At 73.5% G+C, this 14,014-nt stretch carries 11 protein-coding genes; 4 read left to right on the top strand and 7 right to left on the bottom strand.

Annotated features, from left to right (window positions below; genetic code table 11):
* Positions 1-152: 152 nt before the first annotated feature.
* From ACWEVS_RS20360 to ACWEVS_RS20375, 4 genes are read left to right on the top strand one after another with little or no spacing between them, the layout of a single operon-like run.
* The gene (locus ACWEVS_RS20360) at positions 153-587 is read left to right on the top strand and encodes a hypothetical protein (protein ID WP_452552762.1); all 435 of its coding nucleotides are present in this window, start codon (positions 153-155) and stop codon (positions 585-587) included.
* A complete protein-coding gene (locus ACWEVS_RS20365; protein ID WP_449926677.1) occupies positions 584-2,059 on the top strand; it encodes a glycosyltransferase in 1,476 nt (491 codons plus the stop codon). Before ACWEVS_RS20360 ends, ACWEVS_RS20365 begins: the two co-directional genes overlap by 4 nt.
* Positions 2,056-3,915, top strand: a complete 1,860-nt coding sequence (locus ACWEVS_RS20370; protein WP_449926680.1) for a glycosyltransferase — start codon at positions 2,056-2,058, stop codon at positions 3,913-3,915. The genes ACWEVS_RS20365 and ACWEVS_RS20370 overlap by 4 nt, the downstream gene beginning before the upstream one ends.
* Entirely contained in the window at positions 3,912-5,597 is a 1,686-nt protein-coding gene (locus tag ACWEVS_RS20375) for a glycosyltransferase (protein WP_452552765.1), read from the top strand. The genes ACWEVS_RS20370 and ACWEVS_RS20375 overlap by 4 nt, the downstream gene beginning before the upstream one ends.
* A gap of 115 nt (positions 5,598-5,712) precedes the next feature.
* Here ACWEVS_RS20375 and ACWEVS_RS20380 read toward each other — a convergent pair whose 3' ends face one another.
* The 7 genes from ACWEVS_RS20380 to ACWEVS_RS20410 all read right to left on the bottom strand — a co-directional run bounded on the left by ACWEVS_RS20380 (position 5,713) and on the right by ACWEVS_RS20410 (position 14,013).
* Positions 5,713-6,675, bottom strand: a complete 963-nt coding sequence (locus tag ACWEVS_RS20380; RefSeq protein ID WP_452552767.1) for a hypothetical protein — start codon at positions 6,673-6,675, stop codon at positions 5,713-5,715.
* 207 nt (positions 6,676-6,882) lie between these two features.
* Positions 6,883-7,506, bottom strand: a complete 624-nt coding sequence (locus ACWEVS_RS20385; RefSeq protein ID WP_452552769.1) for a TetR/AcrR family transcriptional regulator — start codon at positions 7,504-7,506, stop codon at positions 6,883-6,885.
* Between the two features lie 88 nt (positions 7,507-7,594).
* Positions 7,595-7,996, bottom strand: a complete 402-nt coding sequence (locus tag ACWEVS_RS20390; protein ID WP_452552771.1) for a DUF6463 family protein — start codon at positions 7,994-7,996, stop codon at positions 7,595-7,597.
* 703 nt (positions 7,997-8,699) lie between these two features.
* Positions 8,700-9,983, bottom strand: coding sequence for a homoserine dehydrogenase (locus ACWEVS_RS20395; RefSeq protein WP_449926695.1), 1,284 nt, complete (start codon positions 9,981-9,983; stop codon positions 8,700-8,702).
* Positions 9,980-11,362 (bottom strand): diaminopimelate decarboxylase, encoded by a 1,383-nt coding sequence (gene lysA, locus ACWEVS_RS20400; RefSeq protein WP_452416905.1) that lies wholly within the window; start codon positions 11,360-11,362, stop codon positions 9,980-9,982. The genes ACWEVS_RS20395 and lysA overlap by 4 nt, the downstream gene beginning before the upstream one ends.
* A gap of 115 nt (positions 11,363-11,477) precedes the next feature.
* Complete coding sequence (locus tag ACWEVS_RS20405; protein ID WP_452552773.1) at positions 11,478-12,101, bottom strand: anticodon-binding protein; 624 nt, start codon at positions 12,099-12,101, stop codon at positions 11,478-11,480.
* A gap of 67 nt (positions 12,102-12,168) precedes the next feature.
* On the bottom strand, positions 12,169-14,013 hold the full coding sequence (locus tag ACWEVS_RS20410; protein ID WP_452552775.1) for a hypothetical protein: 1,845 nt from the start codon (positions 14,011-14,013) through the stop codon (positions 12,169-12,171).
* Between the last annotated feature and the right edge of the window lies 1 nt (position 14,014).

Consider the following 14,014-nt stretch of genomic DNA (forward strand, 5'->3'; position numbering starts at 1 on the left):
CGGCCGAGGGGGCATGCCCAACGGGCACGTGGAGCCCAAGGTTCCCAGGGATCCTCCAGAAACTTGTGGCACGGTAGTGACCAGCCTTGACTATGGTGTAAATATCCAGACTTTTCCCAGGTTGGCGTTCAAACATGGAAAGGTATGCGCGGATGCTCTCGCCCCGCCGGCTGGCCGCGACCGCAATCCTCGGAGCTCTGGTGCTCGGCGCGCTGGCGATAACGGTGTACACGGGCGTCCTGTCCTTCACCGCCGCCCTCGCCGCGACCGCCGTCCTCCTGTCCCTGTGCGTGCTGGCCTTCCTGATGCTGGCCGTACGCCGCCTCGACGGCAAGGCGCACCGCATCGACCTGCGCGTCAAGAAGATCGAGACGGGCCTCGCGCAGACCGGCGCGGGACTCAAGCGGATCGAGACCCGCATCGACGCGCTCACGGCCGCCGTGGAGGAGGTCGCGCGCGGGCGCACCGAGGGTCTCAGCGCCATCCTCGCCTCCCTCGGCGAGGACCGCGTCAACGCGATGGCCCACGCCGAGGAGGTGGCCCTGCTCAGAGCGGAGCTCAGAGAGCTGCGCAGGGAGAGCGTATGAGGATCCGCCACAACGACTACGGTGTGCTCAGCCCTCCAGTGATCGGGGCGTGGACGCCTGAGCTGTCCGTCACGGTGGTGATCCCCGCCTACGACTGCCAGGACGAGCTCGACCGGACGCTGGCCACGCTGGCGGCGCAGACCTACCCGGCGCACCTGCTCGACGTGGTCGTCGTGGACGACGGCAGCGACCCGCCCCTGCGCGCGCGGCCCACCGGCCCCCTGGCCGTCAGGGTCGTCAGGGTCGAGGACGGCTGGGGCCGCGGCAACGCGAGGAACACCGGGGCGCGGGCCGCGACGGGCGAGGTGATCCACTGGCTCGACGCCGACATGATCCTGGCGCCCGACCACATCGAGGCGCACATGCGGTGGCACCACCTGATCGACCACGCGGTGGTGATCGGCGACATCGTGTTCGGCACCGGCTTCGCCGACGGGGCGGCGCAGCCGTACACGGCGAAGATGCTGGCCGAGACCCGGCGGCTCAAGGACGCGGGCGCCAGTGCCTACCTGCTGCACACCGGCGCGACGACATCGGTCCCGGCACGCCTGCTCGCCGACGCGGGCGGCGTCGACCCGCGCCTGAACATGGCCGAGGACACCGAGCTCGGCTACCGGCTCGCGCAGGCGGGCGCGGTCTTCATCCCCGACGGGGAGGCGCGCAGCCTGCACGTCGGGGAGTCGACGGTGATGCGCAGGCAGCAGGAGGTCCACCGGCACAACTGGTCCTTCCTCGGCGACCACATCCCCGACCTGCGCTGGCTGCGCGGCCACCCGCGCCGGCAGTGGCTGGTGCCGTACGTGCGGGTCGTGGTCGAGGCGGGTGGCTACGAGGAGACCCGCGCCACGGTGGACTCGGCGCTGGCCGGCTCGGTGCCCGACGTGGCGGTCACCCTGGTGGGTCCCTGGTCGCTGCTGACCGGCGGGCGGCGGTCGAGCCTCGACGACCCGCACCTCGACCTGCGGCTGCTGCGCAACCTGTACGAGCACGAGCCGCGCGTCGACTTCGCCGCGGCCGCGCCGGTCGGCGTGGCGCCGACGCCGTACCTGCTGACCGTGCCGCGCGGGTGGGTGCTGGGCGCCGACACCGTCGCCCGGCTCGTCGCCCGCGAGGAGGGGCTGGTCAGCGTGGCGCTGGCCGAGGCGGCCGAGGGGGTGGTCGCCGCGCGTCTGGAGCGCACGGCCGCCTTCGCCAGGGCGCGCAGGATCGGCGGGGACCTCGACGCGCTGGTGGATGAGATGTTCGGGTCGCTGTGGGTCGGCGCGGCCGAGTACGGCGTCACCACCGCGGAGGAGGCCGAGCCGCTCGCGGGCGATCCGGCCAAGTGGCGGGCGCTGGCCGCCCGGCGCAAGGACGAGATCAAGGCGCTGCAGGCCGAGGTGAGCAGGCTGAAGCGGCAGCTCGACACCCCCGCCACGGTGGCGCCGCCGCGCCGGGGCGGCCTGTCGACGTTCCTGAGGCGCGTCATATGATCGCCGACCTGGTGGCCGAGGCCCTGGCCCGCACCCCGGACGTCCGCGTCTTCCACGCGGGGCTCGACGTAGACGTCGAGGGCACCGACCTCGACCACGAGCTGGTCGAGCCGCCCCCGGCCGCCGAACGGGTCGCCGAGGTGCTGGTGCTCGCCGGCACGCCCGCCGACCTGCGCAGGATCGCCACGCTGCACAAGGTGCTGCCGGAAGCCGAGCGGGTCGTCGTCGCGGTCGCCGACACCCCTGCCGCGCACCCGGCCCCGGTGCCCACGCCCACCCCCGCCCATCGTTGGCGGTCACTGGCCGAGCTGCGCGTCCACCGGCCGAAGGACCGGGTGTGGGTGGTCGACGCGCGGTTCTCGGCGCCCACCCCGGCCGGCCGTACGGTCACCGCGACCGCCCGCGCCTTCGCCGGGCACCGGCTCGACGTGATCGCCGCGCCGGCCGCGGCCATCGCGGGCGTCGGCGCGGCGGACTGGCGTCCGGGCGACCCGAACGCGACTCCCGCCGACCTGACCGGTCCCGTGCCGGAACGCGTCGGCGCGCCGGGCGGCGACATCGTCCTGCGTACGGTCGAGACCGAGGTGGAGTGGACGGAGGACGAGCCGCCGGTGGACCGGCCGACGGCCGGGGCGACCAGCTGGGAGCGCATCGGCCGGCCTGGCGGCACCGGTCTGGCCGCCGTCCTCGCCGAGCCCTCGATGATCCCCCCGGTCGACGAGCGCCTGGTGAACCCCATGGGCTTCGTCACCACGCCGTCGCGGGGGACGGCGATGCTGGCCGAGTCGGGCGGCCGGTGGTCGGTCGTGCTGGACGGCAGGCCCGTGGTGACGTTCGCCGCTTCCGGTGGCGTGACCGACGCCGACGTGGCCAGGCTGCGGCAGGTGCGCGGCGTGACGATCGACTGGCACCACGCGCACAGCGGGCCGCTGGCGGCCGTGCGGGTGCTGGCCGGGCTGGCCGCGGCGGGAGTGCCGCTGGTCGCCCAGGAGGTGCCGCGCTGGGCCGGCGCGCTCGGCGAACCGCTCGCCCGCCTCGTCACCTCACCCGTCGACCTGGCCGACGACCTGCGGCGCGAGGAGCACAGCGTCAGGCTGCGCCGCGAGGCGCTGCGCACCCACGGCGTGGCCGCCCGCTGGGAGCAGCTCGGCGCGCCGGCTCCCGCTCCCCCGCTGACCTCGGTGCTGCTGGCGACACGCCGGCCTGCCATGGTCGGCTTCGCGCTGGAGCAGGTGGCCAGGCAGCGTGACGTGCAGCTCGAGGTGATCCTGGCCCTGCACGGGTTCCCGGCCTCGCACGCCGACGTCGTGGACGCCGTCAAGCGCTTCGACCGGCCGATCACCGTCTTCGAGACCGAGTCGGTGTTCGGCGAGGTGCTCAACGACGCGGCGGCCCGCGCCTCCGGATCGTTCCTGCTGAAGATGGACGACGACGACTGGTACGGGCCCGACTTCCTGTCCGACCTGCTGCTGGCGCACTCCTACTCCGGCGCGCAGGTCGTCGGCACCGTGCCCGAGTTCGTCTACCTGACCTCGATCGACGTGACCGTGCACCGCAGCCAGGTCACCGAGCAGATCACCAGCTTCGTGGCGGGCGGCACCATCCTGGTCGAGCGGTCGGCGTTCCAGGCGGTCGGCGGGTTCCGGCCGCTGCGCCGTTCGGTCGACACCCAGTTCCAGGAGGCGCTGCAGGCGGCGGGCGGGCAGATCTACCGCACCCACGGCCTCGGCTACGTCCTGCGCAGGGGACCGGCCGCCGACCACACCTGGCAGGAGCCGATCGGCACGTTCCTGCGGCGCAACCGGCGGCAGTGGCGGGGCTTCCGGCCGAGCGCGCTGATGGAGCTGGCGCCATGAGGATCAGGCGCAACGACTTCGGGGTGCTCAGTCCGCCCGAGCTCGGCACCTGGGAGCCGACCATGACGGTGACCGTGGTGATCCCCGCCCACGACTGCCAGGAGACGCTCGACCTCACGCTGGCCGCCCTGTCGGCGCAGACCTACCCCGCCCACCTGCTCGACGTCGTCGTGGTGGACGACGGCAGCGACCCACCGCTCCAGGCGGCCGGCCCTGGAGAACCGCCGCGCCACGCCTCCCGGCCCGGCGACCCGCCGCGTCCTGCCCGCGTGCGGGTCGAGCGGGTGCGGGACAGCTGGGGCAGGGCCGCGGCGGTCCAGACGGGCCTGGAGGCGGCCACCGGTGACGTCGTGCTGGTGCTCGACGCCGACATGGTGCCGCACCCCGACCACGTCGAGGCCCAGATGCGGTGGCACCACCTGGCCCCCTACCTGGTGGTCCTCGGCTGGATCGACTTCACCCAGCCCGAGTCGCCGCCCACCCCGGCCGAGGTGGCCGCCGGGGCGAAGGACCTGTTCCCGATGTCCCCGCACCGGCACGACTGGGCGGAGGAGATCATCGCCGCGCACGACGGGCTCAGGTCCGCGCCCAGCTCGCTGGTGTCGCGGGTGCACGTGGGCGCGACCGCGTCGTATCCGGCGTGGCTGCTGCGCGCGTGCGGCGGCATGGACGTCTCGCTCAAGCTCGCCGAGGACACCGAGCTCGGCTACCGGCTGACGCAGGCCGGCGCGGTCTTCGTGCCGGATCCCGAGGCGCGCGCCTGGCATCTCGGGCTGCCGACGGCCATGCGCTCGTTCGCCGAGCTGAAGCGCTACAACGACCCGTTCGTCGCCGACCGCGTGCCGTACCGGCGTTACCTGCGGGGCGATCAGGGGCGGCAGTGGCTGGTGCCGTACGTGGACGCGGTGGTCGAGGCGGGCTCCTACGAGGACGTCCGCGCCACGGTGGACGGCCTGCTGGCCGGGTCGCTGCCCGACGTCAGGGTCACGGTCACCGGGCCGTGGGAGTGGCTGACCGACGCGCGCCGTTCCCCGCTCGCCGATCCGCTGCTCGACCTGCGGCTGCTGCACGCGCAGTTCACCCACGACCCCCGGGTACGGCTGGACGGCCCGCCTTCCGGCGTGGCGCCGTTCCGGCTGCTGTGCCCGCCGGGCTGGATGCCGGGACACGACACGGTGGAGCGGCTGGTCGCGCACCTCGAGGACAGCGACGGCGGCGTCCTGTGCGTCGCGCTCGGCGAGCGGCCCGACGGGGTGGTGGCGGCGCGGCTGGAGCGGACGGCGGCGCTGTCGCGCGCGGCGCTCGTCATCCGCCCCGGCGAGATCCTCGACGACGTGCTGGACGAGGTGTTCGGCGTCGAGTGGGTGGACGGCGCCGAGTTCGGCTTCACGCGCCGGCCGCGCGTCTACCCGCCGCGCAGGCGCCCGCTGCCCGAGCACGAGCGCCTGGCGCGGCAGCGGGAGAAGGAGCTGGCCAGGTTGCGCGAGCGGGCGGCCGCGCTGCGCGCCGAGGTCGCCCAGCTGCGCAGGGAGGCGGCCAAGGGGCGCAGGGACACCGCCAGATGGAAGGAGAAGGCCGAGCACTGGCGGCGGGAGGCCGTCAGGCTCGCCCGGGAGCGGAACCGCACCGTCCTCAACCGCGCGGTCCGGCGGGTCCGGAGCCTGACCTTCCCCGGCCGCTGAACCGGTCGGGAAAGCTGGGTACCTTCGCCCGCTGACCAGGCCGGGGAAGGCGGGCCGGTGCTCAGGTCCGCCGGCGCGGGTGGTGCTCAGGTCCGCCGGCGCAGGCGGGTGGTGCTCAGGCCCGCCGGCGCAGGTAGTAGGCGTAGGTGGCGGCGGCCAGGGCCAGCCCCCAGGGCAGCCACGCCAGGCCGGGCAGGAACGTGCCCCAGCGCTCGGCGGTGATGGTGATGTCCCCGGTGAGCATCGCCAGGTACAGCCGCGCGCCCGCCTGGACCAGCATGACCGACGCGGCCAGCCCCGGCACGACCGCGAACCAGACCGGCACCCGCCTGCCGCGCAGGAACGGGATCCACCGGGGAAAGACCTCACCCCAGCGCCGCACCAGACCGATCGTGAGGACGGCGCCCGCGACGCACAGGCCGCCGAGCACCGTTTCGGAGATCCACCCGCCATCGGCGTTCCCCGCCGCGATGTCCTCCGCCGGTATCCCGAGCGGGATGCCCGCCGCCCACGAGATGCGCGAGATCGCGTACGGCAGGGCCAGCAGCGCGGCCGCGTAGGTCACCGGCCTGCCCCATCGGACCGGTTCCCGCGTGCCGCCGCCCTGGTGGACCCAGGCCGCCGCCGCCCAGAGGGCTCCGCCCGCGATGCAGAACACCATGAACAGCAGGGGCCCGTCCCACAGGCCGGTGTATCCCATGAACAGGTAGGCGAAGTTCTGGATCACCCTGATGTCGGGCACGGCGACGAGCAGCGCGCCGCTCATCGCCCACGCGAAGACGAGCGGCCCCCTGGCCGGGGTGGCGCGGGCCATCCCCACCGCGACCACGGCGCCGAGCAGTCCGAGCACCGCCATGGCCGCGCCCACCGGCCCCGGCTCCGCCGCCGCGAACAGCGAGCCCACCTGCTCGGCTCGCGGATCGCCCGCGCCGAACGGGAAGCCGGCGCCCCACGCCGCCCAGTAGGCGCCCGCCGCCGCGAACGCCACCGACCACACCGCCGCCGCCGACGCCGCCCACCGTGTCCGGCCCCGCGTCCGGCCCCGTGCCGTGGCGGCCGCGCTCACACTCTCTGTCATGGCCACCAGCCTGCTCCGTGCGGGCCCGGCGCCCCTCCCCTGCGCGGGGGAGGCCGCTCCCCTTCGCAGGTGAGCGGCCCCGTGCGGGCCGGCGTGCCAGAGGACGCTCACCTCAGCCGGGGAAGCGGCCCCGTGCGGGCCAGCGTGGGGAGGCCGCCCTGCCGGGGAGCGGCCCGCCCGTGCGGTCAGCGTGGGGAAGGCCGCCTCTCAGGCGGGGAGCGGCCCGCCTGTGCGGGTCAGCGCGGCGGCCAGCCGGGCGGCCAGTTCCCGGGCGAAGACGTCCCGCTCCTGGTGGCGGATCAGGAACAGCCAGGCGAACACGGGACCGACCAGCAGGGCGTGGACCACGTCCAGCTCGGGCCGCTCCGCGAGCTCACCCCGCTGGACCGCGCGGTCCAGGACGGCCGTGACGCAGTCGCGCTGCCGTTCCATGAACGTCCGCTGGAACCTGGCCGTCAGGTCGGTGTCGGCGACGACGTCGGCCAGCAGCCCGGGAACCGTGACCAGGGCGACCGGGTTGCCCAGCGTGGCGAGGACGTCGTCGACGAGCGCGACCAGGTCGGTGACGAAGGAGCCCGTGTCGGGCGGGATCTCCAGGGCCATGGAGTGGACGGTGGCGGCGAAGACCATCTCCTGCTTGGTGGCGTAGCGGCGGTAGATGGCGGCCTTGCCGACTCCCGCCCGTACGGCGACCGCGTCGACGGTGAGGCGGGCGTAGCCGGTCTCGGCGAGCACGTCCCTGGTCGCGACCAGGACGGCCGCGTCGACCCTGCTGTCTCTCGGCCGTCCTGTCTGCGTTGCCTGCGCGGCCCGCGTGCCCTGCCGTTCCACTGGCGTTCCTTTCCCGGTCACCGCGGCCCCTGGTCCGCGCCCGGCCCTCCGGCCTGCCCGCGCCGCCGGTCGGCTGCGGGAGCCGCGCTCACCGGCGATTCCCGGCCGCGACGAGCAGCATCACGGCGGGCACCCAGACGGCGACGAACGGCGACGGCTCGAAGGTGAGCGCTCCGATCGTGCCCCAGACGCCGAGCAACCATGCCACGAACGCCGGAGGAGTCGCGCCGCGCCGGCCGGTCCAGTCGATCAGCAGGCCCAGCGCGAACAGCGGCAGGGCGAAGGACCCGATCGTGAGCCAGAAGCCGCCCAGTGCGGGAGGGAGCTCGCCCAGGCCGTTGGCGGGGAACCACAGCCCGCCCGAGAACCAGGTGGGCAGGTACCGGATGTTCAAGGCGACGGTGACGGCCATGTGGAACACGCCGAGGAAGGCGATGATCCGGCCGGCGAGAACGACCGTGCGGTGCGGGGAGGTGACAGAGACGTCCATGCTCGCTCCTAACGGAACCATGAGTTTCGGAACTCTTAGTTCCGTATGATGCCATGACGGGTGCACGGTGTCTTCCACGGGTGACGGTCGGCGCGCCGCGTCGGGTGGCGACCCTCAACGCCGGCAGCGCGCCTGATGCCCCTGTGCCCCTCCGGGCATGGCGCCGGCCTGCCGTTCCTCCCGGGTACGGCAGGCCGGGTCGTCGCGGTTTCGGGTGTGTCGCTAGGGCGCCGGGTCGTCCCGGTACGCCGCGCCGGGTCGCGACGCCTCAGCCATCGCCACGGTCCGACACTTCGGCGGACTCGGCCGCCGATTCGTTCTGCCGCAGAGCCTCCTCGAGGAGGTCTCTGTCGATCCTTCGCTCGACTGCATCCACATAGGCGGAGAAACGGCTTGTTTCTCCACCCTCTTCACCAAAAGGCGGCGAGCACGACAAGGGGATCTCCTTCGGTGGGGAACCGAGAGCGTGGCGCGCCTCTCGGCGGAAAAGGGATATCCGTGCACGACCGCGCCCCGGGCGACCTGGGTGCCTGCATCACCGACGGCATGACCATGGTCGTCACGATCTCTCGATGGGCGCTCTTCAAGAATCGCCCATCGAGCATCTCTTCGCCCGGCGAATCAGATCAGCGATCCGCCATTTCCACGGGGCCGGTCACCGGCCCCGCACCAAATCCCGCAAGAAATCCCCGTGCCTGCCGGGTCAGTCGTCGCCCTCGACCCGCATCACGCCGGCGATCGCCCGCACGATGTCGAGGTTGCGCAGCCCCTCCATCGTCGCCGACAGCGCCGCGTCCGTCGCCCGGTGCGTGACGATGACGAGCTGGGCGTCGTCGCCGTGGCCCTCCTGGCGGACCGTCTGGATGGACACGTCGTGCTTGGCGAACAGCGTCGCCACCTGCGCCAGGACGCCCGGCTTGTCGGCGACGTCCAGGGACACGTGGCAGCGGGTGACGGTCTCGCCCATCGGGTGGACGGCCAGCGACGCGTAGATCGACTCGCTGGGGCCCCTGGTGCCCGCGATCCGGTTGCGGGCCACCGCGACCAGGTCGCCGAGCACCGCGGACGCGGTCGGGGCGCCGCCCGCGCCCTTGCCGTAGAACATGAGCTGCCCGGCCGACTCGGCCTCGACGAAGACCGCGTTGTAGGCCTCGCGGACCCCGGCCAGCGGGTGCGACCTGGGGATCATCGCCGGGTGGACGCGGACCCCGATCGAGCGGCCGTCGTCGGAGCGGGAGCAGATGGCCAGCAGCTTGATGACGTAGCCCATGGCCTTGGCGCTGGCCACGTCGGTCGCGGTGATCTCGGTGATGCCCTCGCGGTGCACGTCGGCGGCGGTGACGCGGCTGTGGAAGGCGAGACCCGCGAGGATGGCGGCCTTGGCCGCGGCGTCGAAGCCCTCGACGTCGGCGGTGGGGTCGGCCTCGGCGTACCCGAGGGCCTGGGCCTCTTCGAGCGCGTCGGTGAACGAGGCGCCGGTGGAGTCCATCTTGTCGAGGATGTAGTTGGTGGTGCCGTTGACGATGCCGAGCACCCGTTTGACGTGGTCGCCGGCCAGCGACTCGCGCAGCGGGCGCAGCAGCGGGATGGCGCCGGCGACGCTGGCCTCGTAGTAGAGGTCGCCGCCGCCCGCGTGGATGGTGGCGCCGTCCTCGGCGAGCAGGGCCTTGTTGGCGGTGACCACCGCCTTGCCGCTGGCCATGGCGGCCAGGATGAGCGATCGGGCCGGTTCGATGCCGCCGATCACCTCGATGACGATGTCGACGTCGTCGCGGGTGACCAGGCCCTCCGCGTCGCTGGTCAGCAGGGCCGGGTCGAAGTGGACGTCGCGCTTGCGGCCGGGCTTCCTGACCGCGACGCCCGCCAGCTCCAGCGGGGCGCCGATGCGCGCGGCCAGGTCGTCGGCCTGCTCCTCCATGAGCCTGATGACCTGGGACCCGACGACGCCGCACCCCAGGAGCGCGACTTTCAGCGGTTTGCCACTCATAGCTGTCCCCTCAACAGGTCATCCTCGGTCTCACCCTGCACGATGACGCGCGCCTGGCCGCCGGAGACGGCCACGACGGCGGGCTTGGGCAGGTAGTTGTAGTTGCTGGCCAGCGACCTGCAGTAGGCGCCGGTCGCGGCCACGGCGATCAGGTCGCCGGGCACGAGGTCGGCGGGCAGGTAGTGGTCGCGGACCACGATGTCGCCGCTCTCGCAGTGCTTGCCGACCACGCGCGACAGCATGGGGGCCGCGGCGGAGGCGCGGGAGGCGAGGACGGTGGTGTACTCGGCGCCGTAGAGGGCGGTGCGGGCGTTGTCGCTCATGCCGCCGTCGACGCTGACGTAGGTGCGCAGGCCCTCGACGTCCTTGACCGTGCCGACCTCGTAGAGGGTGACCCCGCCGGGGCCGACGATGGCCCGGCCCGGCTCGACCGTCAGGCGCGGCACGGGCAGCCCGGCGCCCGTGCAGACCTTGGCGACGATCTCGCGCAGGGCGTCGGCGATCACCTTGATGTCGGGGGCTTCGTCCTCGTCGACGTAGGCGATGCCGTAGCCGCCGCCGAGGTCGAGCTCGGGCAGCACGACGCCGTGCTCGTCCTTGATCTGCACCAGCAGGCCGGCCAGCCGGCTGGCGGCCACCTCGAAGCCGGCGGTGTCGACGATCTGCGATCCGATGTGGGAGTGCAGGCCGACGAGTTCGAGCTGCGGCAGGGCCAGGATGCGCCGGACGGCCTCGGCCGCGGCGCCCGAGCTGAGCGACAGGCCGAACTTCTGGTCGTCGTGCGCGGTGGCGATGAACTCGTGGGTGTGCGCCTCGACGCCGGTGGTCACGCGGACCATCACCCGGGGCCGCACGCCCCTCTCCTCGGCGAGGTAGCCCAGGCGGGCGATCTCCTCGAAGGAGTCGACGACGATGTGGCCGACGCCGACCTCGAGAGCGCGCGACAGCTCGGCGACCGACTTGTTGTTGCCGTGGAGCGTGATGCGCGAGGGCGGGAAGCCGACGCTGAGCGCCACGGCCAGCTCGCCGCCGCTGGCCACGTCGAGGCCCAGGTCCTCGTCCATCAGCCAGCGCACGATCTCCTTGCACAGGAACGCCTTGCCGGCGTAGTGGACGTCGGAGCCGGCGAAGGCGGTGGCGTACTCGCGCATCCGGGAGCGGACGTCGTCCTCGTCGATGACGTAGAGCGGCGTGCCGTACCGCTGGGCGAGGTCGCGCACGTCGACGCCGCCGATCGTGAGCGCGCCATCCGTTCGCGTCGACGTTCGCGGCCAGATCGAGGGGTTGATCCGGTTGAGGTCGGCGGGCGCCAGCGGCGGGCGCTCGTGGGGCAGCATCTCAGCGTGCCTGTCCCCGGCTGGATGGGCGAATCGACTCACCCGATCGAGGCTATCGGACGTGGTGCAGCTGATGGGACGCCCGACCACGGATCGAGACGAGATCGCGGAATGGAGAGGAAATTTTTGCCCTAAATCGTGTAATGACCGGATATTTTCAGATTCGCTCTGGTCCGGGGAGCACGGTCCAGACGGCCGCCGCCAGCCGGACGCGCGCCGTGTGCACGGGCTCCGGCCTTCCGTCCCCCCGTGGTACGGCGGGCGCGTGCTCGTGGGCGTCGTGGTAGGCGAGGGCGAGCCGGGGAAGGTAGGACTGCCACCCGGGATCGCGGCTCGCCTCGCGCCCGGGGATCTCGGCCAGCAGCCTGAGCACCGCCCGGTCACGCGGATCGGCCAGCGCCCGCGGGTCGCGGCCGGTGCCGGGCACGCCCAGGTCGGCGGCCCACCTGATGACCGCCGCGGCCCGCGCGTGGGCGTATCGCACGACGAAGCCCGGGTTGTCCCAGGTGCGCGGGAGGTCGGGCCACGCGTCCTCGACCGGGATCCGCGCGAAGGGCTCGTCGAGCACCTCCCCCGGGTCGTCGACGGTGATGCGCAGGAACCCCCTGCCGGAGACCGTCACCGCGCGCACGCCGGGAAGGGCGCTGACGTCGGCGGCCAGCCGCTCGGCCGGGATGCCGCGGCGCAGCGCGGCGGTGGACAGGTAGACGCCCTCCTCCGCCCAGCTCCCCTCGGGAGCCGGCGCGGCGCCGAGCACCTCGGCCAGCCGTCTCGGTCTCACGAGCCGAGCGTAGACCCCCGCCCGCGGCCGGGGAGCGGCGGGCGCCCCGGCGCGGCGCGGGGTGCGGTCAGATGAGGGCGTGGGGTTCGGCGGAGCCGTACTCGACCAGGTGGGCGGCGCCGAGCAGCCACCGGTCCTCGTCGCGCACCCGCACGTAGCCGAACCTGTCGGCGGAGAACACCTTGACCCCGTCCGTACGGCACTGCCGCATGAGCACCTCGTCCCACCCCTCGGTGAGGTCGGCGAACCCGACCGCCCGCAACGCGTGCCGCCTGGCCAGCAGCGTCGCCCCTGCGACCTCGGGGGTGTAGGTGTACTCCGCCTCCGGCTGCTTCAGCAGCGTGGCGTGCGCGGTGCGCAGGTGGGCGTAGAAGCAGGCCTTGCCCACGATGTCGGCGGTGGTGAACAGGAAGGCGCGGCTGAGGTCGTCCAGGTAGTGGGAGCCGTAGACGTCGCGCGGGTCCATGATCGCGACCAGGTCGGCCTCGCACAGGTCGAGCCCTCTGTTCAGCAGGGCTCCCGTGCTGGAGACGGGGTCGGGCTCGCGGTAGACGACCTCGCGCGGCGCCAGCACCTCCCGCGCCCGCTCCTCCCCGCCGGCGGGCCCGAAGACGATCACCTGGGTGACGCCCGACTGCTTGGCGACCTGGGCGAGGCCGTGCTCCAGCAGCGCCGGGTCGAGGACCGGGAGGATGACCGAGACGTTGAGCGTCGCGTGGGCGCTCGGCAGCCCGATGGCCTCCAGCAGCTCGTCGACGCGCTCACTCATGGTGCCCATGGCGTAGGCCCTGCGCAGCGCCGCGTGCGCGCGCCTGGAGTCGCCCTCAGGGCCGATGGAGGTGCCGCAGGCGGCCAGCTCCGCCAGCCGCCACTGCGGCGTGCCGGGCGGGCAGTCGACGGCGATGGGCCAGCGGTAGGAGGTGAGCACGTCGGGGTAGCCGAGATGGTCGGGCAGCAACTGGTCGAGGGTGAGCACCCGGCCGTAGCGCCCGCCGGACAGCGGCAGCGGGTTGTGGACGCGCGGCTGGACCGCGAACGGCAGGCGGGGCCAGCCGGCGGCCAGGTCGGTCGTGAAACGGTGGTCGAACAGCTCGGCGGCGGCGGCGTAGTCGGCGACGGTGCCCTGCGTGTGCCAGAAGACGGTGCGGATGCCGCGCTCGGCGCACCAGGCCAGCAGCTCGCGCAGCCCTTCACCCGGCTCGCCGGTGACCTCCTCGGCCCACGGCCCCTCCGTGACCGACTCGACGACCAGCAGGTGCGGCACCTCGGCCGCCAGGACGCGGGCGAAGTCGCGGGGCGTGAAGCCCGTGGTCTGCCGCCACTCGTAGCGCAGCAGCGCCTCGGCGTGCGGGTCGGCGATCACGGCGGCGGTCAGGTGCGGGCGCGTGTTGGGGCCCGTCGGGATCCGGAACGGCTTGAGCCGCACCGAGGTGCCCTCGACCGTCCTGGTGGTGCTGGTGGCCTGGAAGGCGGCTCCGGGACGCTCGTCCTTCGGCGCGCTGACGGCCAGAGGCTTGCGCTTGGGCGCCACGGGACGCTTGACCGGCCTGGTCGCGCCCTTCAGCCCCTTGGCGAGGCGGACCGGGTTGCGCTTGCCCGTCTTGATCGCGTCACCGATGCGGTTCCACCGGGCGACCTTGATGGAGGACAGCTTCCACTGGGCGACCTCGGCCTGGTAGCGCTGCTCGGCCAGCTCCTTGCGCAGCTTCTCGGCCGCGGCGCGCTCGCGCTCCAGCTCGCTCTCGGCCTCGGCGAGGCGCTCGCCCATCGTCTTGAGCTCCTCGGTGGCCCGCTCGGCCGCGGCGAGCCTGGCCTGGGCGGCGTCCAGCAGCCTGGCCAGCTCCGCCGCGCGCTCCGCCTCGGCGATGGCGTCACGCAGCGCGCGTCGCGTGCTCTCCAGCTCAGTAGTCACA

The sequence above is a fragment of the Nonomuraea sp. NPDC003754 genome, assembly GCF_053605785.1.

Bases quoted from the DNA above. Each gene is read 5' to 3' on its own strand.
- ACWEVS_RS20375 (WP_452552765.1), top strand. From the start codon at position 3,912: ATGAGGATCAGGCGCAACGACTTCGGGGTGCTCAGTCCGCCCGAGCTC.
- ACWEVS_RS20380 (WP_452552767.1), bottom strand. From the start codon at position 6,675: ATGACAGAGAGTGTGAGCGCGGCCGCCACGGCACGGGGCCGGACGCGG.
- ACWEVS_RS20360 (WP_452552762.1), top strand. From the start codon at position 153: ATGCTCTCGCCCCGCCGGCTGGCCGCGACCGCAATCCTCGGAGCTCTG.
- ACWEVS_RS20390 (WP_452552771.1), bottom strand. From the start codon at position 7,996: ATGGACGTCTCTGTCACCTCCCCGCACCGCACGGTCGTTCTCGCCGGC.
- ACWEVS_RS20370 (WP_449926680.1), top strand. From the start codon at position 2,056: ATGATCGCCGACCTGGTGGCCGAGGCCCTGGCCCGCACCCCGGACGTC.
- ACWEVS_RS20365 (WP_449926677.1), top strand. From the start codon at position 584: ATGAGGATCCGCCACAACGACTACGGTGTGCTCAGCCCTCCAGTGATC.
- ACWEVS_RS20395 (WP_449926695.1), bottom strand. From the start codon at position 9,983: ATGAGTGGCAAACCGCTGAAAGTCGCGCTCCTGGGGTGCGGCGTCGTC.